The sequence below is a fragment of the Oceanibaculum indicum P24 genome (assembly GCF_000299935.1).
Lineage (GTDB): Bacteria > Pseudomonadota > Alphaproteobacteria > Oceanibaculales > Oceanibaculaceae > Oceanibaculum > Oceanibaculum indicum.
Genome location: NZ_AMRL01000029.1, coordinates 14,631 through 36,362 on the forward strand (window position 1 = coordinate 14,631; position 21,732 = coordinate 36,362).

25 protein-coding genes are annotated in these 21,732 nt (G+C 64.8%); 6 read left to right on the top strand and 19 right to left on the bottom strand.

What is annotated here, in order from left to right:
- Positions 1–8: 8 nt before the first annotated feature.
- Both P24_RS16370 and P24_RS16375 read right to left on the bottom strand, forming a co-directional pair.
- Entirely contained in the window at positions 9–497 is a 489-nt protein-coding gene (locus P24_RS16370) for a PAS domain-containing protein (RefSeq protein WP_008945858.1), read from the bottom strand.
- 97 nt (positions 498–594) lie between these two features.
- Positions 595–1,530 (bottom strand): dihydrodipicolinate synthase family protein, encoded by a 936-nt coding sequence (locus P24_RS16375; RefSeq protein ID WP_008945859.1) that lies wholly within the window; start codon positions 1,528–1,530, stop codon positions 595–597.
- Positions 1,531–1,657: 127 nt separating this feature from the next.
- Between P24_RS16375 and P24_RS16380 the strand changes: the two genes are divergently transcribed.
- Positions 1,658–2,482 (top strand): alpha/beta fold hydrolase, encoded by an 825-nt coding sequence (locus tag P24_RS16380; protein ID WP_008945860.1) that lies wholly within the window; start codon positions 1,658–1,660, stop codon positions 2,480–2,482.
- A 6-nt stretch (positions 2,483–2,488) separates the two neighbouring features.
- On the opposite strand, the gene P24_RS16385 is transcribed toward P24_RS16380, so the two are convergent.
- Both P24_RS16385 and P24_RS16390 read right to left on the bottom strand, forming a co-directional pair.
- The gene (locus P24_RS16385; protein WP_008945861.1) at positions 2,489–3,052 is read right to left on the bottom strand and encodes a tetratricopeptide repeat protein; all 564 of its coding nucleotides are present in this window, start codon (positions 3,050–3,052) and stop codon (positions 2,489–2,491) included.
- Positions 3,053–3,108: 56 nt separating this feature from the next.
- Positions 3,109–6,594: an indolepyruvate ferredoxin oxidoreductase family protein gene (locus P24_RS16390; RefSeq protein WP_008945862.1), complete on the bottom strand. Its 3,486-nt coding sequence runs from the start codon at positions 6,592–6,594 to the stop codon at positions 3,109–3,111.
- A 381-nt stretch (positions 6,595–6,975) separates the two neighbouring features.
- Here P24_RS16390 and P24_RS16395 point away from each other — a divergent pair, with 381 nt between their 5' ends.
- A complete protein-coding gene (locus tag P24_RS16395; RefSeq protein ID WP_040708148.1) occupies positions 6,976–7,767 on the top strand; it encodes a tetratricopeptide repeat protein in 792 nt (263 codons plus the stop codon).
- Positions 7,768–7,773: 6 nt separating this feature from the next.
- On the opposite strand, the gene fzlA is transcribed toward P24_RS16395, so the two are convergent.
- The 13 genes from fzlA to P24_RS16460 form a co-directional block, all read right to left on the bottom strand.
- Positions 7,774–8,454, bottom strand: a complete 681-nt coding sequence (fzlA, locus tag P24_RS16400) for an FtsZ-binding protein FzlA (protein WP_008945864.1) — start codon at positions 8,452–8,454, stop codon at positions 7,774–7,776.
- Positions 8,455–8,541: 87 nt separating this feature from the next.
- On the bottom strand, positions 8,542–9,717 hold the full coding sequence (locus P24_RS16405; protein ID WP_008945865.1) for a pyridoxal phosphate-dependent aminotransferase: 1,176 nt from the start codon (positions 9,715–9,717) through the stop codon (positions 8,542–8,544).
- A 77-nt stretch (positions 9,718–9,794) separates the two neighbouring features.
- Positions 9,795–10,583, bottom strand: coding sequence for a 2-(1,2-epoxy-1,2-dihydrophenyl)acetyl-CoA isomerase PaaG (gene paaG, locus P24_RS16410; protein ID WP_008945866.1), 789 nt, complete (start codon positions 10,581–10,583; stop codon positions 9,795–9,797).
- Positions 10,584–10,600: 17 nt separating this feature from the next.
- Positions 10,601–11,383 carry a creatininase family protein gene (locus P24_RS16415; protein WP_008945867.1) on the bottom strand — a complete coding sequence of 261 codons (783 nt, stop codon included), beginning with the start codon at positions 11,381–11,383 and terminating at the stop codon, positions 10,601–10,603.
- Positions 11,383–11,703 carry a DUF190 domain-containing protein gene (locus tag P24_RS16420; RefSeq protein ID WP_008945868.1) on the bottom strand — a complete coding sequence of 107 codons (321 nt, stop codon included), beginning with the start codon at positions 11,701–11,703 and terminating at the stop codon, positions 11,383–11,385. The genes P24_RS16415 and P24_RS16420 overlap by 1 nt, the downstream gene beginning before the upstream one ends.
- Before the next feature lie 13 nt (positions 11,704–11,716).
- On the bottom strand, positions 11,717–12,718 hold the full coding sequence (locus tag P24_RS16425) for a sodium-dependent bicarbonate transport family permease (RefSeq protein WP_008945869.1): 1,002 nt from the start codon (positions 12,716–12,718) through the stop codon (positions 11,717–11,719).
- Between the two features lie 48 nt (positions 12,719–12,766).
- On the bottom strand, positions 12,767–13,075 hold the full coding sequence (locus P24_RS16430) for a HigA family addiction module antitoxin (protein WP_008945870.1): 309 nt from the start codon (positions 13,073–13,075) through the stop codon (positions 12,767–12,769).
- Positions 13,075–13,359 carry a type II toxin-antitoxin system RelE/ParE family toxin gene (locus tag P24_RS16435; protein ID WP_051013167.1) on the bottom strand — a complete coding sequence of 95 codons (285 nt, stop codon included), beginning with the start codon at positions 13,357–13,359 and terminating at the stop codon, positions 13,075–13,077. Before P24_RS16435 ends, P24_RS16430 begins: the two co-directional genes overlap by 1 nt.
- A 52-nt stretch (positions 13,360–13,411) precedes the next feature.
- On the bottom strand, positions 13,412–14,407 hold the full coding sequence (locus P24_RS16440; RefSeq protein WP_008945873.1) for a branched-chain amino acid ABC transporter permease: 996 nt from the start codon (positions 14,405–14,407) through the stop codon (positions 13,412–13,414).
- 1 nt (position 14,408) lies between these two features.
- Positions 14,409–15,278, bottom strand: a complete 870-nt coding sequence (locus P24_RS16445; RefSeq protein ID WP_008945874.1) for a branched-chain amino acid ABC transporter permease — start codon at positions 15,276–15,278, stop codon at positions 14,409–14,411.
- A gap of 15 nt (positions 15,279–15,293) precedes the next feature.
- Entirely contained in the window at positions 15,294–15,998 is a 705-nt protein-coding gene (locus P24_RS16450; RefSeq protein WP_008945875.1) for an ABC transporter ATP-binding protein, read from the bottom strand.
- Positions 15,991–16,746, bottom strand: a complete 756-nt coding sequence (locus P24_RS16455; RefSeq protein ID WP_008945876.1) for an ABC transporter ATP-binding protein — start codon at positions 16,744–16,746, stop codon at positions 15,991–15,993. Before P24_RS16455 ends, P24_RS16450 begins: the two co-directional genes overlap by 8 nt.
- A gap of 61 nt (positions 16,747–16,807) precedes the next feature.
- The gene (locus P24_RS16460) at positions 16,808–18,106 is read right to left on the bottom strand and encodes an ABC transporter substrate-binding protein (RefSeq protein WP_008945877.1); all 1,299 of its coding nucleotides are present in this window, start codon (positions 18,104–18,106) and stop codon (positions 16,808–16,810) included.
- Between the two features lie 231 nt (positions 18,107–18,337).
- Here P24_RS16460 and P24_RS16465 point away from each other — a divergent pair, with 231 nt between their 5' ends.
- Entirely contained in the window at positions 18,338–19,549 is a 1,212-nt protein-coding gene (locus P24_RS16465) for an argininosuccinate synthase (protein ID WP_008945878.1), read from the top strand.
- 115 nt (positions 19,550–19,664) lie between these two features.
- On the top strand, positions 19,665–20,207 hold the full coding sequence (locus tag P24_RS16470) for a PAS domain-containing protein (RefSeq protein WP_008945879.1): 543 nt from the start codon (positions 19,665–19,667) through the stop codon (positions 20,205–20,207).
- On the opposite strand, the gene P24_RS16475 is transcribed toward P24_RS16470, so the two are convergent.
- The gene (locus tag P24_RS16475; protein ID WP_008945880.1) at positions 20,204–20,896 is read right to left on the bottom strand and encodes an NnrU family protein; all 693 of its coding nucleotides are present in this window, start codon (positions 20,894–20,896) and stop codon (positions 20,204–20,206) included. The two genes, P24_RS16470 and P24_RS16475, sit on opposite strands and share 4 nt — an antisense overlap.
- Before the next feature lie 50 nt (positions 20,897–20,946).
- Here P24_RS16475 and P24_RS16480 point away from each other — a divergent pair, with 50 nt between their 5' ends.
- Positions 20,947–21,216, top strand: a complete 270-nt coding sequence (locus P24_RS16480) for a DUF3253 domain-containing protein (protein WP_008945881.1) — start codon at positions 20,947–20,949, stop codon at positions 21,214–21,216.
- A gap of 30 nt (positions 21,217–21,246) precedes the next feature.
- Positions 21,247–21,426, top strand: a complete 180-nt coding sequence (locus P24_RS20170; protein WP_156816355.1) for a DUF2644 domain-containing protein — start codon at positions 21,247–21,249, stop codon at positions 21,424–21,426.
- Between the two features lie 21 nt (positions 21,427–21,447).
- On the opposite strand, the gene P24_RS16485 is transcribed toward P24_RS20170, so the two are convergent.
- The gene (locus tag P24_RS16485) at positions 21,448–21,639 is read right to left on the bottom strand and encodes a zinc-finger domain-containing protein (RefSeq protein ID WP_237740209.1); all 192 of its coding nucleotides are present in this window, start codon (positions 21,637–21,639) and stop codon (positions 21,448–21,450) included.
- Positions 21,640–21,732 lie beyond the last annotated feature (93 nt).

Consider the following 21,732-nt stretch of genomic DNA (forward strand, 5'->3'; position numbering starts at 1 on the left):
CTTTCCTCCTAGCGAGTATTGATGCCGCGCAAATAAACCGTAATCGCCAGGATCATGTCGATGCTCTTATCGTCACCGGCGAGCGGCAGCATGATCCTTTCCATCCGGACATGCTCCTTGTCCAGATGATAGAGCGGCCTGCCGGCACGGTAACTGGGCGTCGCGTTTTGCGCCACCTGCACGTAATCGCTGTAGGTCGGGTTGGTCAGGAAGGTCGGAAAGGCCTCGTCCATCCATTTTCCCGTCGGGTCGTGGCCCATGGTGGTGACATGCTCCGTGCCCATCAACCGGGCGCGGAAGCGCAGCGGCCAGTCGGGCCTGTTGCGCTCGATATCCACCAGCCACAGCCAGCGCAGCAGATGCGGCAGGTCGATGGGGTCTATGTCAGAACGACGGGGCGGGCAGCCATCGCGGCATCGCGCCAGCCAATAGTCGTAAAGCGCCCGGACACGCACATCCCATAAATGTGTGTCCAGCGCCGCAGCATCTTCGCGCAAAATAACAACAGGCCTTTCGGCAACGGGGGAATTGCGGCCGTATATGGCACGTCCCGCCGTTGCTTCAAGGCAAATCTAGGCGGCCAAAGTCAGGCCCTCAGGCCGCCTTCGACAGCAGGCGCGCATTGTATTCCAGCAAGTCCTTGGCAGCCTTGCGGATTGCCGCGTGATGCTGTTCGGGAATGTTGGAGAGCGTGGGAAGCATGGGGCCCATGTCGCCAATGCCGGACAGCGTTACCGCCTCGTGCAGCACGCGGATCGGCGACAGCCCGTCGCGCAAATCCTCCAGCTCCAGGAAATGGTCACGGATGCTTTCCGACTGCTCGTAATCCTTCGCCTTCAGCGCAGCCCGCAGCGCCATGGACCCGGCAGGTGCGATGCAGACCGACCCGGAGGTGAAGCAGGCGAGCCCGAAATGGCGCAGATGATCGATCGCCGGCCGCTCGCCGATGCCGCTGACGATATGCTTCGGGCTGACCAGCTTCACCAGTTCCGCCAGATACTCGTCGCGGCGCGGATCGTCGCGCACGATGGCATATTTGACGCCAGCCACCATGCCATCCTCGAACAGGCGGGCGACATTCTCCGGCTCCAGAAAGCCCTCATTCTTGATATAGACGATCACCGGCTTGGCGTAGGTCTCCACGATGCGGCGAATGCCCGCCTCGGCACCCTCCGGCGTCGAGGGGAACTGCAGCGGCAGCACCATCGCGGTCGGGAAGGCGCGGTCGCGCAGGATCTTCGCCTGATCAACGGCGCGGCCGAAATCCGGCCCGATGGAGGGAATGACCCAGCTCTGATTGCCGGCAATCTCCTCCAGCATGTCGAGGATCGCCGGATACTCGCCAACGCCGATATTGTAGAAATTCGCATTGCCGCCATACATCAGCGTGGAGACGCCGCCGGCTTCCAGATGCTTGACCAGCGCCTGGTTCGCCGCCTTGTTCAGGCTGAGGTCGGCATTGCGCGCCAGCGGCGGCACGGCCAGCACGGAACGGGCGAGATCGTCGGGCGTGACGGGCATGGTCTTCATCGGGAGCCTCCTTCAGCGATAATCGCTCGCAACGATGACCCGCCTGCGAAGCAGGGTCAAGGCCAGGCCGGGTTGTATCCGCCGCCCCGGACTCCCAAGTCGGAAAGACAGTAAAAGAGGGGCGGACATGACAAATGACAGCTGGAAGCTGACGCGGCGCTTCGATTTCCGCGGGCAGCAGGTCGCCTACGATATCGTCGGCGATGGCCCGCCGCTGGTGATGGTCCATGGCACGCCCTTCTCCTCCTATGTCTGGCGCCGCATCGCCCGCGAACTGGCCCGTGACTATACGATCCACCTCTATGATTTACTGGGCTATGGCCAGTCGGAGAAGCGTGAGGGCCAGGATGTATCGCTCGGCGTCCAGAACGGTCTGCTGGCAGCCCTGCTGCAACATTGGGGCCTGACCGCGCCCTTCATGCTGGCACATGATTTCGGCGGCGCCACGGCGCTGCGCGCGCACCTGCTCGATGGCTGCGACTATCGCAAGCTGCTGTTGGTCGATCCGGTGGCGCTGCGCCCCTGGGGCTCGCCCTTCGTGCAGCATGTCCGCCATCACGAGGCCGCCTTCGCCGGCGTGCCCGACTATCTGCAGCGCGCGATTCTGCGGGCCTATATCCGCGGCGCCGTGAGCCGGGAGATGACCGACGCCGAGCTGGAGCCCTATCTTGCGCCCTGGCTTGGCGAGGCCGGCCAGCCGGCCTTCTACCGTCAGATCGCGCAGATGGACATGCGTTTCACCGACGAGGTGGAGCCGCACTATGGCGCGGTGCGATGTCCGACCATGCTGCTATGGGGGCAGGAGGATGAGTGGATACCGGTGGAGCGCGGCCGGCAGCTTTCCCGGCTGCTGCCGGAATGCGACTATTGGGAAGTCCCAAGTGCCGGCCATCTGATGCAGGAGGATGCGCCGGAATCCATCGTCGCGGCGGCGCTGTCCTTCTTCAGATAGAAAGCCTCACGTCCCGCGCCCCTCTACATCGCGGCGCAGATCGCGGATGACGCTGTCCACATTCGGCAGGTTGGGATGGATGTCCCGGGCCTTCTCGAAGGCGCGTAGCGCGCCGCGCTTCTCCTCCAGCTCCAGATAGATCATGCCGAGGCCGGACAGCGCGCCGAAATGCTTTGGCTCGATGGCCAACACCCGTTCGATGTCGGCAACGGAGGCGGCATAATTGCCCTGCCGGTAATAGACGGTGGCGCGCTTGTTCCAGCCCTCGGCAAAGTCCGGCGCGATCTCCACCAGCTCATCGAAATGCAGCAGTGCCGCCTCGAAATCCTCGCGCTCCATGGCGCCAAGGCCGAGGCGCATCAGCATGTTCGCGTCCTCGGATTCGGTCCAGGTCCAGATATGCCAGATCTGCGCTTCCAGGATCTGCGCAACCGCCGGGTCCTTGGCCCGCTTCAGCTGCTCAAACAGCGGATCGAGCCGGGCATCGTTGCGCGAATTGGCACCGGTCGCCAGGGCCGGCGCCGTGCCGGCGGCAAGCAGGATGATCAGGACGGCAAGCAGACGCTTCATAAGAGGAGTATGGGGCGCACCAGCCGCCCCGCCAAGGGGGCGGCCGATAGGTCGTCCTATTCTGCCGCCTGGGCCGGCGCCTGCGGCCTGCGGAAGGCGGCCAGCAACTCCGCCTCCTCGGCCTTCGCCTTGGCGACATTCGCCTCCTTCACATGGCCGAAGCCGCGCACCTTGTCCGGCAGGCTGGCCAGCGCCACCGCCAGATGGTGATTGTCCGGCGACAGCTTCTCCAGAAGCTCGGCCAGCAGCGCCTCATACTCGGCGACAAGCCGGCGCTCCATGCGGCGTTCCTCGGTGCGGCCGAAGATGTCGAACGCCGTGCCACGAAGCCTCTTGAACCCGGCCAGCGTGCGGAACGCCGCCATCATCCACGGGCCATAGGCACGCTTCTTCAGATGACCGGTCTGCGGATCGCGTTCGGCGAACAGCGGCGGCGCCAGATGGAATTCCAGCTTGTAATCGCCCTCGAACTGCTGACTGAGACGCCGCTGGAACCCGCCATCGGTGTAGAGCCGGGCCACCTCATACTCGTCCTTGATGGCCAGCAGCTTGTGGTAATAGCGCGCCACCGCTTCGGCCAGCGCGCTCTGGCCCGGCGTCATGGCCTGCTCCGCCGCCCGGACGCGCGCCACCAGATCGGTGTAGCGCCTGGCATAGGCCGCATCCTGATAGTCCGTCAGATAGGCGGCGCGCTTCGCCACGATCTCGTCCAGGGTCTGGGCGATCTTGCGGTCCGGCGCGACAGCGGTTTCGGCCGGGGCCAGCACGCGCTCGACCGACGGCAAATCATGCGCGGCGCGGCGGCCCCACAGGAAGGCCTCGCGATTGAACGCCACCGCCACACCGTTCATTTCGATAGCCTTGTCGATGGCCTCCGCTGTTACCGGCACCAGCCCGCGCTGCCAGGCGAAGCCCAGCATGAACAGGTTGCTGGCGATGGAATCGCCCAGCGCCGCCGTGGCCAGCCTTGAGGCATCGACGAAATCCGCCTTCTGCCCGCCAACGGCCTTCAGGAGGGCGTCGCGCAGCTTCGCCGTCGGGAAGGCGAGGTTCGGGTTACGGGTGAAGTCGCCGGTCATCGTCTCCTGCGTGTTCACCACCGCATGACTGCGCCCGGCATGCAGCGTTGCCAGCCCCTCGGCGCTGGCCGACACCACGATGTCGCAGCCCAGCAGCAGATCGGCCCCGCCATGCGAAATGCGCGCGGCGTGCAGGTCGCCCGGCGTGGCACCGATGCGCACATGGCTGAGCACCTGCCCGCCCTTCTGGGCGAGGCCGGCCATGTCGAGCACGCTGACGCCCTTGCCTTCCAGATGCGCGGCCATGCCAAGCAAGGCACCGATGGTGACGACGCCGGTGCCGCCAATGCCGCCGATCATGATGTTGTAGGGCTGATCCAGCGCCGGCAGGATCGGTTCCGGCAGATCGCCGAAGACCGGGCGCGGGCCGGCCTGCTCCACCTTCTCCGCCTGCTTGCGCACCTTGCCGCCGACCACGGTGACGAAGCTGGGGCAGAAGCCCTTCAGGCAGGAATAATCCTTGTTGCAGGCCGACTGGTCGATGGCGCGCTTACGGCCATACTCAGTCTCGACCGGCAGCACGGAGACGCAGTTCGACTTCACGCCGCAATCGCCGCAGCCTTCGCACACCGCCTCATTGATGAAGACGCGCTTGGGCGGATCGACCATCAGCTTGCGTTTGCGCCGGCGGCGCTTCTCCGCAGCACAGGTCTGGTCGTAGATCAGGACGGTCAGCCCCTCGATCTCGCGCAGATCGCGCTGCACAGCATCCAGATCGTCACGATGCGAAATCGTCGCCTCCGCCGGGAAGACATTCAGCGGGTACTTGTCGGGATCGTCGGTGACGATGCGCACCGCCTTCGCCCCTTCGGCCAGCACCTGGCGGGCAATCTGATCGACCGTGAAATGGCTGTCGGCGGGCTGGCCGCCGGTCATTGCCACGGCATCGTTGAACAGGATCTTGTAGGTGATGTTCACGCCCGACGCGGCGGCAGCGCGGATCGCCAGCGAACCGGAATGATTGTAGGTACCATCGCCCAGATTGGCGAAGATGTGCTTCGTCTTTGTGAAGGGCGCCTGGCCGATCCAGGGTGCGCCTTCGCCGCCCATCTGGGTGAAGGTCTCGGTCGAGCGGTCCATCCATTGCGACATGTAATGGCAGCCGATGCCGGCCATGGCGCGGCTGCCCTCCGGCACGCGGGTGGAGGTGTTGTGCGGACAGCCGGAGCAGAAATAGGGGGTGCGCTTGAAGCCGTGGGTCGGCACGGTCAGCCCGGCCTCCTCCTGCCGCAGCCGCATCACCCGCCCGCGCAGCTCGGCATCGTCATGCTGCTTCAGCAGCCGCTCGCCGATAGCCAGCGCGATCTGGTTCGGCGACAGCTCGCCCGGCGCCTGGAACAGGGTGCGGCCATCCTCGCCCTGCTTGCCCAGGATGCGCGGCCGGCGATCCGCCGGCATGTCATAGAGAATATCCTTCAGCTGCGGCTCGATCAGGCCACGCTTCTCCTCCACCACCAGCACCTCCGGCAGGCCGGCGGCAAAGGCAGCCGCTCCTTCCGGCTCCAGCGGCCAAGGCATGCCGATCTTGTAGAGCCGGATGCCCAGCGCCGACGCCCGCGCCTCATCGAGGCCCAGCGCATCCAACGCCTGGCGCACATCGAGATAGGATTTGCCGGTGGTGGCAATGCCGAGGCGCGGCGACGCACTGTCGATCAGCACGCGGTCCAGCCCGTTCGCCCGCGCGAAGGCCAGTACCGCCGGCATCTTGTGGGTGTGAAGCCGGTATTCCTGCGCCATCGGCTCGTCCGGCCAGCGGATGCTGAGTCCGCCTTCCGGCATCTCGAAGCCTTCGGGCAGCACGATCTTCACCCGGTCGGGATCGGCCTCGACCGAGGCGGAACTGTCCATCGTGTCGGCCACGCACTTCATGCCGACCCACACGCTGGCATAGCGCGACATTGCCCAGCCGATCAGCCCGTAATCCAGGATTTCCTGGATGCCGGCCGGATTCAGCACCGGCATCATGGCATCGACGCAGGCGAATTCCGACTGGTGCGGCAGGGTGGAGGATTTGCAGACATGGTCGTCGCCGAGCAGCGCCAGCACGCCGCCATGGCGCGAGGTGCCGGCATTGTTGGCATGCTTGAACACGTCGCCGGTGCGGTCCACGCCCGGCCCCTTGCCGTACCAGATGGAGAACACGCCATCATACAGCGCGTCGGGGAACAGGTTCAGCTGCTGGCTGCCCCAGATGGCGGTCGCCGCCATCTCCTCATTCACACCGGGCTGGAACTGGATGTGGTTGTTCTTCAGGAACTTCCGCGCCTTCCAGAGCTGCTGGTCGAGCGCGCCCAGCGGCGAGCCGCGATAGCCGGAGATGAAGCAGCCGGTATTCAGACCCGCCGCCACATCGCGCTGGCGCTGGATCATCGGCAGGCGGACCAGCGCCTGCGTCCCGGTCAGGTAGAGCCGGCCGCGCTGGAGCGTGTATTTGTCGTCAAGGGTAACCGCAGCGAGCGTCATGTTCTGTCCCCTGCATCCGATTGCCGGTGGAGCGCCGCCTGGCGCCCTGCCTTACCCGGATGATCCTCCCGTCCGGCCCGATCGGGTCCGGCTGTTTATCGCCCGGCCATCCGCCGGATCGGTTTTCTTCCTTTAGTATTAGATGGTAGTGAGCCGGCAGGGTTGCGACAATCGCCCACAGGCAGGCATGTAAAAAAAGCAACGAACACGGCGTTTGGCAGGCGAATAGACGATCAGGCTTTGCGAATGAAGCCACGCCGCCGCAATGAAATTTCGCAACGCGATCCTCCTGCATCGCACAATATTATTGCCGCATTGCAGCAAATGAGGGGTGGCTATTCCAGACTTGCGGATGATCGCGCCGGCCCATATCTGTTCGCCATGTCCCTGACGCCCTCATCTCCCCTGCGCCCTGTCCTGCTGCTGGCCAGTGCGCTGGCCATCGCTGCCCTGCCGGCCTTCGCCCAGAGCGAGGCCCCGCCCCCCATCGACCATGAATCGCAATATGCGGCCTGCATGCGGCTGGCGCGGGAAGCGCCCGCCGACGGCTACCGCAGCGGCGTCGCCTGGTACGAGAAGGGCGGCGGCAGCCCGGCCGAGCACTGTATCGCGGCCTCCTTGCTGCAACTGGGCGACTATGCCGAGGCCGCCACACGGCTGGAGCGCGTCGCCGCCGACGAGTCTCTCTCACCGCGCCCGGAGACCCGCGCCGGCCTGCTGGCCCAGGCAGGCCTCGCCTGGGTGCTGGCCGGCGATGAGCGCAAGGCGGCCAGCGCACGCGACAAGGCGCTGGAGATTACCCCCGACAATGTCGATCTGCGGATCGACCGGGCGTTGTCCCGCATGACGCTGGAGCAGTATTTCGAGGCGATCGACGACCTGAATCGGGCGATCGACCTGGCGCCGCATCGGATGGATGCGCTGCTGATCCGCGCCTCGGCCTATCGCTATCTCGGCCAGCTGGACCTTGCCCGCGACGATGTGGAACGCGCGCTGGCCCTCGATCCGGACCACCCGGATGCGCTGCTGGAACGCGGTGTGATCGCCCGTGCCGCCGGCAACAAGGATGCCGCCCGGAAGGATTTTCTGGCCGTCCTGAACCTGACCTCGGAAGGGCCGGCGGGCGATGCCGCGCGGCTGAACCTGGAAGCGATGGATGTGAGGGTCGAGTAACCGGCCCTAGAAATCCAGATCGGCGTAGTGCTTGGGCGGTGACACGCCGGGGATACGGTCGGCCAGCAGCGGACGGAAGGCCGGACGGGACTTCACCCGGGCATACCATTCCTTCGCCTCGGCATGCTCCTCCCACGGGACATTGCCGAGATAATCGACGCAGGAGAGATGCGCCGCGGCGGCAAGATCGGCCAGGCTCAGATGATCGCCGGCCAGCCAGGTCCGCCGCTCGCACAGATAGCCGATATAGTCCAGATGGTAGTGGATGTTGGTCAGGCCGGCGCGGATCGCCTCGCTCGACGGCTCGCCCAGCCCCAGAAAGCGCTTCAGGATCTTCTCGCCGACCAGATTGCGCGTCACTTCCTCATAGAACTTGCAATCGAACCAGGCGACCAGCCGGCGCACCTCGGCACGGTCGGTGGGAATACCGGGGATCAGCCCGCGCTTGGGATAGGCTTCTTCCAGATACTCGCAGATCGCCCCGGAATCGCACAGCGTGACCGGCCCGTCCGGCCCTTCATCGTCGATCAGCACCGGCACCTGGCCGGCCGGATTCAGCGCCAGGAAATCCGGGCGTCTTTCCCAGATTTTCTCGACACTCATCTCGAAGGCGAGGTCCTTTTCGGCCAGGACCAGGCGAACCTTGCGGCTGAAGGGGGATAACCAGAGGTGATAGAGGGTACGCATTGCTTTCCGAATCGTCGCGGCGCCACCGCATATTGCGTAAAATCAACGCTAAAACGCAAGAAATGGTTGCGAATGACCCCTATCGCCCTAGCCCAGCATCGTCTCGATGCGGTCGAGGCAGTGATTCAGGATCTCCGGGCTGTTGGCGAAGCAGAGCCGCAGATGCCCTTCGCCACCCGGCCCGAAGGCGCTGCCCGGCGCGAGTCCGACGCGATGTTCCGCCACCAGCCGCTTGGCGAAATCTAGGCTGTCCGTCATGCCGTCCACCGCGAAGAAATGGTAGAAGGCGCCCTTCGGCTGCACGATGCGCACGCGCGGATGCTGCGACAGCCGGTCATAGACGAGATCACGGCCCTGCTTATAGCGCGCGACCGAGCGGGCGATGAACGGCTCTCCCTGCTTCACCGCCACCACACCGGCATGCTGCGCGAAGGTGGAGGCCGAGGCGGTGTTGAACTCATTCATCTTCAGCAGCGTCGGGATCATGCCCAGCGGGGCGGTGATCCAGCCCATGCGCCAGCCGGTCATGCTCCAGGATTTGGAGAAGCTGTTCAGCGCCAGCACCGGATCGTCCTCTGACGCGATGTCGAGGAAGGAGGGTGCCCGCTTGCCCTCGAAAACCATGCGGTCATAGACCTCGTCGGCGATGATCCAGATGCCCTTCTCGCGCGCGAAATCGAGCAGCGCCTGCTGCTGGTCGCGCGGCATCACCCAGCCGGTCGGGTTGTTCGGCGAGTTGATGAACAGCGCGCGGGTATTCCCGTTGCAGGCATCCATCAGCCGCTCGATATCGAGTTGCCAGCCATCATTGCCCATGGAGAGCAGTACCGGGCGCACCTCCCCGCCCATGATGCGCACCGTCTCGCTGCAATTCGGCCAGAGCGGGCTGGTGGTAACGACATTGGTGCCGGCATCGACCAGCGACTGCATGACGATCTGGATCGCATTCATGCCCGAGGCGGTGATGACGATGCGCTCGGGCGAAATGGTGCGGCCGCACAGCGGCGTCAGATACTCGGCCAGTGCGGCGCGCAGTTCCGGCACGCCGGCGCTTTCCGTGTAGAAGGTGTGGCCCTGGCGCAGCGCCTCGGCTGCCGCCTCGCAGATAAAGGCGGGCGTCGGCTCGTCCGGCTCGCCGAACCATAGCGGCACCACGCCGCCCAGCTTCATGCCGTAATGCGCGACCTCACGGATGCGCGAATCGTCCAGCCGCAGGATACCGGGACGGATGTCGGCGGGCGGAATCTGTGTCGTGAGGTCCATGGAGCAAACTCGTCGATTACGGGTATGGCCCTTATGCGGCGGCAAACGCGCCGGGGCAACCCCTACTTCCCCTGCCCCTACTTCCCCTGAAAGGCCGGCGGGCGCTTGGCGAGGAAGGCGGCAACCCCCTCGCGGTAGTCGGCAGTGCGGCCGGCTTCGCGCTGCAGATCGCGTTCCATGTCGAGCTGGCCGTCCAGCGAATGACCCGTCGAGGCCTGGATCGCCTGCTTGATGAGGCCCAGCGCCCGGGTCGGCTGGGTGGCCAGATGCCGGGCGAGCTTCACTGCTTCCGGCATCAGCTCGGCATCGGGCAGCACCTTCCAGATCAGCCCCCATTCGGCGGCGCGCGCTGCCTCCAGCTTCTCCGCCGTCAGCGCCAGCGCCATGGCGCGGGCATGGCCGACGAGACGCGGCAGCAGCCAGGTACCACCGCAATCCGGCACCAGCCCGATGCGCGCAAAGGCCTGGATGAAACTGGCGGATTCAGCAGCAAGCACGATGTCGCAGCACAGTGCGAAATTGGCCCCGGCCCCGGCGGCAACGCCATTCACCGCGCAGACAACCGGCTTCGGCAGGGCGCGCAGTCGCTTCACCAGCGGGTTGTAGCGCTCCTCCAGCGAGGCGCCGAGATCGATATCGTCGGAGATCACCTTGCGGTCGCCCAGATCCTGCCCGGCGCAGAAGCCGCGCCCCGACCCGGTGATCAGGATCGCGCGCACCGCCTCCTCCTTCTCCGCCGCATCCAGCGCCACCGTCATCTCCGCCAGCATGACGGTAGTGAAGGCGTTCAGCTTGTCCGGCCGGTTCAGCGTGATCGTCATCACCCCGTCCGCGACATCGACCAGCAGGGTCTCGTAAGCAGCCATGGAGCGTCTCCCTTTCGTTATTCTTTCAACAGATCAGCGGGCAGCGTGTTGATCTCCGCCAGCAGCGCAGCAAGGCGCTCCGCCGCAAGCTCGACGATGAGCCTCCCCTTCTCCGCATCGGCCAGCGCGGCATTGCCAATGGCACCGCTGGCGTTCAGATCCTGCGTCATCCAGGCAAAGCCGGCCTTTTCAACCAGCGGATGGGAGACAGCCAGATCGCGGTAGCGCGAGGGGAAATCGGCCAGAAGCTCGCGGCGCACCTTATTGGGGTGCAGATGCAGCATCATCGAGGTCTCGACCGCCCCGCCATGAATGCCATAGGCCAGCTCATCCTCCGGAAACAGCCCATCGGGCAGACCCAGATCGAACCAGCTGCGCCCGACCGTCAGCATCGACAACCGCACGCGCAGATCGACCGCGACGATATCCACGATCTGCGGCTGACCGCCATGCGAATTGAAGATCACCAGCTTGCGGATGCCGGCCCGACGCACCGATTCCGCGATTTCCGTCCAGCTGCGGATCAGCCCTTCGGCGGAGTGGGTCAACGTACCGGGAAAGGCCTGATGCTCGTTGCTCTTGCCGATTTCCTGCATCGGCAGGGCCAGCACTGGCAGATCGTCCGGCACAAGCGCCAGTGCCCGCGCCAGGATGCCGGCATTCAGATCGGCATCGACCGACAGCGGCAAATGCGGGCCATGCTGCTCGATGGCCGCCACCGGCAGCACGGCAATGGCCCGCGCTGTATCGAGTGCGGCGATATCAGCGGTAGAGAGATCGCGCCAGTAACGGCCAGCCATCAGAAATGCTCGTCCCGGACGACCTCGACATCCGACATATAGACGATGCCGACATAATCCTTCAGCAGCCCCTGAGACTGGGCGAGGATGGCGCGGGCGATCTCCTCCGTCGTCACCACCACGATCATCACATTGTCGAACACCTGCACCACATCGGCACCGCCGCGCATCCCACGCCGTCCCTTGCCGCCAAGATTGGGCACCACCGTATAGCCGGTCGCCCCCTGCTCCGTGATCATGCGCAGGATGCGGGGCGCGCGCGCCACCTCGACCACGATCTCCACCTTCTTTTTCTTATGGGTCTGCAGCTCGTCGGTCATGGCGGCCTTCGCGTCAGAGGATCGCGCGGGCGAGCGCCGCATAGAGCGGCAGGCCGGCGATCAGGTTGAAGGGGAACGTCACCCCCAGTGACAGGGTAACATAGAGCGCCGGGTCGGCCTGCGGCAGGGCAAGGCGCATCGCCGCCGGCACTGCGATGTAGGAAGCGCTGGCCGCCAGCGTAGCCAGCAAGGTGCCGCCGCCGACCGACAGGCCGAGCGCCCAGGCGACGGCAAGGCCGAGGCTGGCGCCGATCAGCGGCATATAGAGGCCGAAGGCGATGAGGCGTGGCCGCAGCATCTGGAAGCCGGACACCCGGCGCGAGACCAGCAGCCCCATCTCCAGCAGGAACAGGCAGAGCACGCCCTTGAACGGCGTCTCGAAGAAGGGCTGCACGGCGGCATAGCCCTCGCTGCCGCTCACCCAGCCGATGACGAACCCGCCGACCAGCAGCATGACCGAGCCGTTCGCCAGTACCTCGCGCAGCAGCTCGCGGCGGTCGCCGCCATCCGCCGCCATCGCACCGCCTTCCAGCGCCAAGGCGCGGCCGGCCAGCAGCAGCCCGGCGATGATCGCCGGCGTCTCCATGACCGCCAGCATGGCGACCAGATAGCCCTCATAGCCGGTACCGTCGCGCGCCAGCATCTGCGTCGCCGCGACGAAGGTGACGACACTGACCGAGCCATAATGCGCCGCCACGGCGGCCGCATTCACCCGATCCGCCCCGGCGAGGCGGCGCAGCAGCGGATAGGCGATGTAGGGCATGCCGAAACTGAGGGCGAGCGCCGCCAGCAGTGCCGGCAGGATGGCAAGACCAAGGCCGGCATGGCCCATCTCCACCCCGCCCTTCAGCCCGATCGCGAACATCAGGTAGATGGCAATGGCCTTGCCCACGACCTCCGGCATATCGAGGTCGGATTTCACGAGGCCGGCCACCAGCCCGAGCACGAAGCTCAGCACCAGCGGCGAGAGAAGATTGCCGAGAGCGGCATCGATCAGCGAGTCCATGACCGCCATAGCTGCCGTCAAGCCGCCGCCGAATCAAGCCGTTTCAATATGAAGCGCTCAGGCAGCGGGACGACCGAGGACGCGCCCTGGCTGCCAGCCCTCCGCCGCCTGATCGGCATCATAGGCATCCACTGCCGTTTGCAGGTTCAGCCAGAAGCGTGTCGTCGTCCCCAGCGACTTGGCAAGCCGCGCCGCCATTTCGGGCGTCACTCGCACATGCCCGTTCACCAACAGACTTATCTGCTTGCGGCTGGCACCCAGCGTTTCGGCCAGGTCCGTCACGGAAACACCGCGCGGCACCAGATAATGCTCCCGCAGTATCTCACCCGGCGCGGTCGGACGGCGATGGCGTTGCAAACCGGTCATCAATGGTAATCCTCCAGATCGATCACCTCGACATCCTTGCCGTCGAAAGTGAAGGTGATGCACCAGTTGCCGGAAACATGCATCGAATACTGCCCCCGGCGGCTGCCTTGCAAGGGGTGGAAATCTTTCACGCCCTCGCAGTCGGCAAGGTCAGCTACCGCATCAAGATGGTCGAGTATGAGCAGCGCATTGCGCTGGAGATCGCGACCGACACGCGCACTCCGTCCGGTCTCGAAAAGCTCACGCAGCCCCTTGTGGCGGATGCGGGAAATTGCCAAGCGCACCTCATAGCGTTACCTGTATGGTAACAAACTGGCGTGATGAGCGCAATAAGCCTCACTCCGCCGGGGCGGGCTTTGCCGGCCGGCTCGCCTCGCCGCGTTTCTCCAGCCGTTCCAGCAGCGCGCCCAGGATGCCCTTCGGCATGAAGATGATGAACAGCACCAGCAGCAGACCGTAGATCGTACCGTCCAGCCCGTGCACATCATGGCCGACCAGGATGCGCAGCGATTCCGCCAGCAGCAGTGTGAAGACCGCCCCCACCGTAGGGCCAAGCTGCACATACATGCCGCCGGCGATGACCGCGAACACGATCTGCAGGCTGATGGCGATGCCCGACATGGTCTCCGGGTTGATATAGAGCTGGTACTGCGCGTAGAGCACACCGCCCAGCGCGGTCAGCATGGCGCTCAGCACCGTGATGGTCAGCTTGGTGCGGGTCACATTCATGCCGAGCGAGGCCGACGCATCCTCCTCCTCGGAGATCGCTTCCAGCGCATAGCGCGCCATCGACCGGTCCACCAGCTTCCACACCCACAGGCCGAACAGCCAGACCGCCAGCGCGATGTAGAAGAAGGTTTCCTTGTCGGAGAATTGCAGCGCCATCAGTGAATTGGGCGTGTCTGCCGAGCGCGGTGTGATGCCCAGCGAGCCGCCCGTGGTGTCGCGCAGCGCCACGATGGTCAGGCGTACCACCTCACTCAAGGCCAGCGTCACCAGCGCGAAATAATGGCCGACGATGCGGAAGCGGAAGCAGGGATAACCGATCAGCACCGCCACGATGCCGGCGAACACCATGGCGATGGGAATGCCGATCCAGGGCGACAGGCCGGCATCGTTCCACAGCAGCGTCACCGTATAGGCACCGATGCCCAGGAAAGCACCATGGCCCAGTGACACCAGCCCGAACCGGCCCATCAGCGACCAGCTGGTATAGATGAAGCCCCAGATCAGGATGGTGATCAGCAGATGCAGATAGTAATTGCCGAGCCCGAGGAACGGGATGACGGCAAGCACCGCGACGGCGATCAGCCAAGGCAACATACGCGGCATCTCAGCGCCTCCTCGACAGGATGCCTTGCGGCTTCAGGAACATCATCAGGATGAAGAAGGCGAAGGCGATCACATAGCCCCACTCGATGGCGAAGAAGAAACCGCCGATGGAGATGAACTGGCTGAAGATGAAGGCCGCAACGAAGCCGCCGATCATGTTACCGAGCCCGCCCATGACACAGATCATGAAGGTGATCGGCCCGAAGCTGAGGCCGATGGCCGGATGCACGTCATATTGCAGCACCAGCAGGCAGGCCGACAGGCCGGCAAGCCCGCCGCCGATGGCCGAGGTCATCAGATAGACGCGCTGAGGGTTCACCCCCATCAGCGGCATGATCTCGCGGTCCTGGCTGATGGCGCGGATCGCCGTGCCGATATAGGTGCGCGTCAGGAACAAATAGAGCGCCACCATCCCGGCCAGCGCGGTGACGAAGGCCAGCACGCGGGCAAAGCTGAAATACATGTCGGCGAATTCCAGCACCGGCAGGCGCAGCCCGATATTGCGGAACTCCACGCCGAACACCAGCGTCGCCAGCGCCTGCAGGAAGAACAGCACGCCACCGGTCACCAACAGCTGGTTGATCGGCGCCGCCCCCAGGATCGGCCTTATGACAAGGTAATGCAGCAGGGCGCCGGCGGCGGCCACAATGACGATGCCCGCCAGGAAGGCCGGCACGATCGGCACGCCGTAAAAGGCGAACAGCCAGTAGACCGTGTACATGCCGATCATCACCAGCTCGGCATAGCAGATCCAGACCACGTCGATGACACCGAAGACGAGGTTCAGGCCCAGCGCCAGCAGCGCCAGCACCCCGCCCAGCAGAATGCCGTTCAGGATCGCTTCCAGAAGGAAGATATCGAAGATTTCCATGTCCCCTGCTTCCCCCTAGAGCCCGATATAGGCCTTGCGGATTTCCTCGCTGGCCAGCAGGTCCTGCGCCTTGCCGGACAGCTTGATGCGGCCGACCTCCAGCAGGTAGGCGCGGTCCACGACCCGCAACACCTGCTGGATGTTCTGCTCGACGATCAGCACCGTGTAGCCCTCCTCGCGGATGCGCTGCACCAGCTCGAAGACCTGCTGCACGATAACCGGGGCAAGCCCGGCGGACGGCTCGTCCAGCAGCAGCAGCTTCGGCCCACTCATCAGGCCCCGGCCGATGGCGCACATCTGCTGCTCGCCGCCCGACATGGTGCCGGCCAGCTGGTCGCGCCGTTCCTTCATGCGCGGAAACAGCGAATAGACGAAATCCAGGCGATCCCTGAAATGCGCCCGGGCGGACGGGATATAGGCGCCCATCCGCAGATTCTCCTCCACCGTCAGGCGGGGGAACAGGCGGCGATGTTCCGGCACATGGGAAATGCCCATTTCGATCACCTTGAAGGGCGCCACATCGCGCAGCGACGCCCCTTCCATGGTGATGTCGCCCTTCTCGATGTCGATCAGCTTCGAGATGACGCGCAGCAGCGTCGTCTTGCCGGCCCCGTTCGGGCCGATGACCGCCACCGCCTCGCCGGCCTTCACCTGAAGACTGACATCGAACAGCGCCTGGAATGTGCCGTAGCCGGCGGAGACATTGGCAAGCTCAAGCACGGGCCTCTCCCGTCTCCGCGATCTCGACCCGCTCGGAGCCGAGATAGACCTCCACCACCCTTGGGTCGCTGGCGACCTCGCGCGGCAGGCCCTCCGATATCTTCTCGCCGTGGTCGAGCACCATCACCCGGTCCACGACGCGCATCAGCACGCCCATGATGTGTTCCACCCAGATAATGGTGATGTTCTTCTCGCGCCGGATCATGCTCAGCATGTCGGCAGCCTGGTCCATCTCCTGCTCATCGAGGCCGCCCAGGCTCTCGTCGGCCAGCAGCAACTTCGGCTGGGTGGCCAGCGCGCGGGCCAGCTCCAGCTTCTTCAAGCCGGCCGCCCCCAGCCCGTCAACCGAGGCCTTCGCATCGGTCGGCAGGTTCACCAGGCCCAGCGCTTCCTCTGCCTGGGCCCAGGCCTGCTGCCGCGAGACCCGGCCGTTCTGGCCGTAATAGGCGGCGACAGCCACATTCTCCAGGATCGACAGCCGCTTGAAGGGCCGCGGTATCTGGAAGGTGCGGCCGATACCCAGATGGCAGACATCCATCGGCCGCTGGCCGCCAATCTCCTGCCCCAGGAAGCTGATGCTGCCTTCCGTCGGGGCCAGCGTGCCGGCGATCAGGTTGAAGGTCGTGCTCTTGCCGGAGCCATTGGGGCCGATCAGCCCCAATATCTCGCCCTGCTCCAGACTGAAGGACACATGGTCAACGGCGGTGAAACCACCGAACCGCTTGGTCAGGTTAGATACGGTCAGCATGAATCATCCGCCGTTGCCACGGAAATCCGAACTCTGGTGAAGGGCAGGGCCGTCCGCACCCTCAGCGGGCGTAGACGTGGCCCTTCGGCAACGGCAGCACCGGATCGACCGTCTTGATAGCCGCCGGCCAGACCACCTTGGTGTCGCCATCGATGTACTGCATGACGACCGGGCTGGACCGCTCGTTCTGACCCGCCATCTCGGTGCCCGGACCATAGAACTTCACGCCATAGCCCTGGATCGTGCCACCGACCGGGATGTCGGTGTCGAGCGCGGCCTTGCGCAGCGCCTCCGGATCGAAGCCGCCATACTTCTTGATCGCGCGCGGCAGCACGTCGGTCAGGAAGATCCAGGTCTGGTTGAAGCCCATGGAGGTGTGCGGCGGCACCTGGTCGGCCTTGGTCTCTGCCTTGTAGCGCTTCACCATCTCGGCGGTCACGTCGCCCAGGCCCGGCGCCAGCGTCTTCGGGTCAAGCAGCTGGGCCGCCACCGGATCGACATTGTAGATGTAGTTGGCATCGGCGCCGAAGGTCTCGCGCAGCTTGTCGATCTGGCCGTAGCCGGCACCATGACCGATCAGCGCGCCCCACTTCAGGCCGAGCTCGCGCGCCTGACGCAGGAAAAGGGTGATGTCGGGATTGTAACCGGTGTGCAGGATGACGTCCGGGCGCTCGCGGCGCAGCTTGGTGACCAGGCTGGAGAGGTCGGGTGCGGTCGCGGCATAGCCTTCCTTCAGCACGATGTTCATGCCGAGTTCCTTGCACTTCGCCTCATTGCCCGAGGCGACGCCGGCACCGTAGGGACCATCCTCATAGATGATGGCGACGCGCACATCCTTCGGATCCTTGCCCAGCTTCGCCTTCGCATTCTCATGGGTGAAGGTGCAGGAGGCCGCGCCGAACTGGTCGGAATGGACCTGAGCGCGGAAGGCATATTGCAGGTTCTTGCCCTTGAACACGGAAGAGGCGACGCAGACATTCGCCCACATGAACTTCTTCAGCTGATCGACGCGCTGGGCCATCGGCACGCAGTGCGCGCTGGAGAACACGCCCATGATGACATCGACCTTTTCCTGCTCCAGCAGGCGGGTCATCTCGTTGATCGCCACCTCGGCCTTGGACTGCGCATCGGCGTAGGTCGCCACGATCTTGTGGCCCTCGACACCGCCGCGCTCATTGATGATGTCGATGGCCGACTTGGTGCCGATCGCGGCGGCCTGCGACCCGCCGGCCGCGAACGGGCCAGTATAGTCGAAGATCACGCCGATCTTGATGTCGGCCTGGGCCGGTGCGGCGACGAACAGCGCGGCTGCCGCTGCGGCACCCGCGCAATATGCCTTTATCCCTTTGAGCTGGGTCATTGTGAGTCCTCCCATGTTGCGACCCATTTTCGGGTTCGCTTATTTAGTTTATGCGCAACATGTTCCCGGCGGCGACAAGACTTGTCAACGGCCAATACAGACGAGCGACGGCAAGATCGCCTTCCATGCGTCATAAAGCGCGTTGATCGCCTCTTGCCGGACATTGGCTTTCGCCTATACTCCCGGCCCACTTCCGCATCCCCCTAATCTACGTCAGAAGGCGCGTTTCCCATGGCGGACAAGAAAATCAAGAAGGTCGTGCTGGCCTATTCCGGCGGCCTTGATACCTCGGTGATCCTGCGCTGGCTGCAGGATGCCTATAATTGCGAGGTGGTGACCTTCACCGCCGATCTCGGCCAGGGCGAGGAACTGGAGCCTGCCCGCAAGAAGGCCGAGATGATGGGCGTGAAGGAAATCTTCATCGACGATCTGCGCGAGGAATTCGTGCGCGACTTCGTCTTCCCGATGTTCCGCGCCAATGCCCTTTACGAAGGGCTCTACCTGCTCGGCACCTCGATCGCCCGGCCGCTGATCTCCAAGCGCCAGATCGAGATCGCCGAACAGGTCGGCGCCGATGCAGTCGCCCACGGCGCCACCGGCAAGGGCAACGACCAGGTGCGCTTCGAGCTTTCCTATTATGCGCTGAAGCCGGACATCAAGGTAATCGCCCCCTGGCGTGAATGGGACCTGAACTCCCGCACCAAGCTGATCGACTATGCCGAGAAGAACCAGATTCCCATCGCCAAGGACAAGCGCGGCGAGGCGCCCTTCTCGGTCGATGCGAACCTGCTGCACATCTCGGCCGAGGGCAAGGTTCTGGAAGACCCGTGGCAGGAAGCGCCTGACTACGTCTATTCCCGCACCGTCGACCCGGAAAAGGCCCCGGACCAGCCGACCTATATCGAGGTCGAGTTCGAGAAGGGCGACGCGGTTGCCGTCGATGGCGTGAAGATGAGCCCGGCCGAGCTGCTGACCAAGCTGAACGAGCTGGGCGGCAAGAACGGAATCGGCCGCCTCGATCTGGTCGAGAACCGCTATGTCGGCATGAAGTCGCGCGGCATCTACGAGACGCCGGGCGGCACCATCCTGCTGGCGGCCCATCGCGGCATCGAGCAGATCACGCTGGATCGCGGCCAGGCGCATCTGAAGGACGAGCTGATGCCGCGCTATGCCGAGCTGATCTACAATGGCTACTGGTTCTCGCCGGAGCGCGAGATGATCCAGGCCGCCATCGACGCCTCGCAGAAATATGTCAGCGGCACCGTCCGGCTGAAGCTCTACAAGGGCAATGTCGATGTGGTCGGGCGCAAGTCGCCGCACAGCCTGTACAGCGCCGCGCATGTCACCTTCGAGGAAGACACGGTCTATGACCAGCGCGACGCCCAGGGCTTCATCAAGCTGAACGCGTTGCGCCTGCGCCTCGCCAAGAACGCCCGCGGCTGACCATGAAAGGCAGGCCCGGCATTCTCTTACCGACGGGAAGCCGGGCCCGCCATTTCACGATGGCAGGCCGGATCGGCCAGCCATTGGATAGACGGGCTATGGGGCGCTGACACCCATGTATCGCGCCGACATCATCGATCTCAGCCATATACAGGACCCGCGCCTGGCGCGGCTTGCCGATTATTGGCAGAGCAAGCGCGGTGACAGGCCGATCCCCTACCGCGCCGATATCGACCCGGTAGATTTCCCGAGGCTGCTGCCCAATGTCTGGCTGGTGCAGTACGAGGCGGCGCCGGACCGGTTCCTCTACCGGCTGTCCGGCGAGGAAATCCGGCGGGTGCATCCCGGCATCTCCTTCGGGCGCTATATCGATGAATTCCTTTCGCCGCAGGCGCTGGCCCGCATCCAGCCCTTTTACCGCGAGGTGCTGGGCCTTGATGGCGGCGCACCGACGATCCTGCATATGCACGGCTTCGTCTATCGGATGAGCGAATACGGCCTGTCCGCGACCGGCGAAAGGCTGGTCCTGCCGCTGCTGGATGGGGAGGGCGCACCGCGCTTCATCTTCGGCGCTACGCTCTACCGTTTCGACCCCGTGCCGCGGAATGCTCCGGACGGCGACCCGCCGGTCACCCGCACGGCGGTGCCCATAGTTTAATGCAGCAGCGCCACCCCGGCGAAATAGGGGTGCCCCAGCATCAGCAGCAGAAACACGGCCAGCGCGATGCCAAGGCGCCGCCAGCCAATGCCCGGCCAGTCGAACCGCGCGCGCCCTTCCAGAATGGCCATAAAGGGGATGATGGAGGTGGTCATCGCCAGCGGGCCCCATTTCGCGCCCATCTTCCGCGCCCGCTTGGAATCGACCGCCAGCATGCCGCCGAAGGCCAGGATGGCGAGCGCGCCGAACAGCACGATGCTGGCCTGATCGCCATTCGCCAGCAGATGCACCAGCGCCCACAGGCCAATGCCCCACATCACCGGATGCCGGGTGACACGGAAGATGCCGGGCGCAGGGTCGGGCGCCTCGAAGGCGCGCTCTCCGCCGACTGCCGTCGGGTTCGGGGTGAGGTAGCCCAGCACCACCAGCAGCACGGAGAACGGCATGATGGTGAAGACGACATGCCGGGTCCAGGGGGCCGGATACCAGACATCGGCATAGGGCGCGTTGCCATAGGCAGCCAGCATCCAGACGAACAGCACCGTCGAGATGCCGGAATAGGCGATCATGAAGCCAACTTCGCCAATGGCCCGCACCACGCCCGCGCGCACCGGCTGGCTGGCCAGCAGGAAATGGGCGGCGACGAAGGTCACGGCAGCGACGAAAAGAGAGTCGATCGATCCGGTCATGGCACGGACTATACTGGAATCATGTTACGGCGGCGACAGGAGGAAGCGGCATGACCGAAGCGAAGGATCTGCGGGGGCAATTGCGCGCGGAAATCCTGGCCCTGACGGCGGCACGCGGGCCGGGCAAGTCGATATGCCCGTCGGAGGCGGCGCGGGCGGTGCGCCCGGAGGACTGGAACCGCTTCATGACGGAGACACGGCGCGTCGCCGTCCAGATGGCCGAGGCCGGGGAGATCGAGATCCTGCGCAAGGGCAAGCCGATAGCGCCCGACGAGGTGCGTGGCGTCATCCGCTTGCGCCGGCCCGTTACTGGCCTTTGAATTCCACCCAACGATGCTAATCTATAGGCCATGAGCAAGGGTACGGACGATATGCGGCAACCCCGCCATCGCGTTTCAACGACGGCGCTGGTGCAGTTCTCCGTGTTTCTGGTCTTTGCCGTGATCGGGCTGTTCGCCCTGCCTTATGCAGCGGAAAGCGCGTTGCTGCAGCAGCTCTGGGTCGCGTTCTGCGCGACCGCAGGCTTCTAGGCTTTAGGCTTACGCTTTACCTCAGTGACCGGCGGACGGCTTGGCGCCCGGCTTCATCTGGAAGCGGCGGCCGCAATAGGGGCAATCGACCTTGCCGTCGGCCCCCAGATTGAGAAAGACCCGCGGATGGCCCAGCGCACCGCCGCCGCCATCGCAGGCCACGCGCGTTTCCGTTACGTCGATGGTCTCGACAGGCTGCATGGTCGTCGCCATGTTCATGTTCCGCCTACTCCGAGGCCTGGCTAAGGCCCGATGATTTGCCCATTCGCTCGGCGGATGATACCCATTGCCGCCCCGCGATCAACT

Excerpts from the sequence above, each read along its gene's own strand:
- P24_RS16480 (WP_008945881.1), top strand. The coding sequence starts at position 20,947 with ATGACCGAAGCGAAGGATCTGCGGGGGCAATTGCGCGCGGAAATCCTG.
- P24_RS16455 (WP_008945876.1), bottom strand. The coding sequence starts at position 16,746 with ATGCTGACCGTATCTAACCTGACCAAGCGGTTCGGTGGTTTCACCGCC.
- P24_RS16485 (WP_237740209.1), bottom strand. The coding sequence starts at position 21,639 with ATGGCGACGACCATGCAGCCTGTCGAGACCATCGACGTAACGGAAACG.
- P24_RS16375 (WP_008945859.1), bottom strand. The coding sequence starts at position 1,530 with ATGAAGACCATGCCCGTCACGCCCGACGATCTCGCCCGTTCCGTGCTG.
- P24_RS16420 (WP_008945868.1), bottom strand. The coding sequence starts at position 11,703 with ATGACCGACGAGCTGCAGACCCATAAGAAAAAGAAGGTGGAGATCGTG.
- P24_RS16470 (WP_008945879.1), top strand. The coding sequence starts at position 19,665 with ATGTATCGCGCCGACATCATCGATCTCAGCCATATACAGGACCCGCGC.
- P24_RS20170 (WP_156816355.1), top strand. The coding sequence starts at position 21,247 with ATGAGCAAGGGTACGGACGATATGCGGCAACCCCGCCATCGCGTTTCA.
- P24_RS16430 (WP_008945870.1), bottom strand. The coding sequence starts at position 13,075 with ATGACCGGTTTGCAACGCCATCGCCGTCCGACCGCGCCGGGTGAGATA.
- P24_RS16385 (WP_008945861.1), bottom strand. The coding sequence starts at position 3,052 with ATGAAGCGTCTGCTTGCCGTCCTGATCATCCTGCTTGCCGCCGGCACG.
- P24_RS16395 (WP_040708148.1), top strand. The coding sequence starts at position 6,976 with ATGTCCCTGACGCCCTCATCTCCCCTGCGCCCTGTCCTGCTGCTGGCC.
- P24_RS16465 (WP_008945878.1), top strand. The coding sequence starts at position 18,338 with ATGGCGGACAAGAAAATCAAGAAGGTCGTGCTGGCCTATTCCGGCGGC.
- P24_RS16390 (WP_008945862.1), bottom strand. The coding sequence starts at position 6,594 with ATGACGCTCGCTGCGGTTACCCTTGACGACAAATACACGCTCCAGCGC.
- P24_RS16380 (WP_008945860.1), top strand. The coding sequence starts at position 1,658 with ATGACAAATGACAGCTGGAAGCTGACGCGGCGCTTCGATTTCCGCGGG.
- fzlA (WP_008945864.1), bottom strand. The coding sequence starts at position 8,454 with ATGCGTACCCTCTATCACCTCTGGTTATCCCCCTTCAGCCGCAAGGTT.
- P24_RS16460 (WP_008945877.1), bottom strand. The coding sequence starts at position 18,106 with ATGACCCAGCTCAAAGGGATAAAGGCATATTGCGCGGGTGCCGCAGCG.
- P24_RS16440 (WP_008945873.1), bottom strand. The coding sequence starts at position 14,407 with ATGCCGCGTATGTTGCCTTGGCTGATCGCCGTCGCGGTGCTTGCCGTC.
- P24_RS16475 (WP_008945880.1), bottom strand. The coding sequence starts at position 20,896 with ATGACCGGATCGATCGACTCTCTTTTCGTCGCTGCCGTGACCTTCGTC.
- P24_RS16415 (WP_008945867.1), bottom strand. The coding sequence starts at position 11,383 with ATGGCTGGCCGTTACTGGCGCGATCTCTCTACCGCTGATATCGCCGCA.
- P24_RS16405 (WP_008945865.1), bottom strand. The coding sequence starts at position 9,717 with ATGGACCTCACGACACAGATTCCGCCCGCCGACATCCGTCCCGGTATC.
- P24_RS16425 (WP_008945869.1), bottom strand. The coding sequence starts at position 12,718 with ATGGCGGTCATGGACTCGCTGATCGATGCCGCTCTCGGCAATCTTCTC.
- P24_RS16445 (WP_008945874.1), bottom strand. The coding sequence starts at position 15,278 with ATGGAAATCTTCGATATCTTCCTTCTGGAAGCGATCCTGAACGGCATT.
- paaG (WP_008945866.1), bottom strand. The coding sequence starts at position 10,583 with ATGGCTGCTTACGAGACCCTGCTGGTCGATGTCGCGGACGGGGTGATG.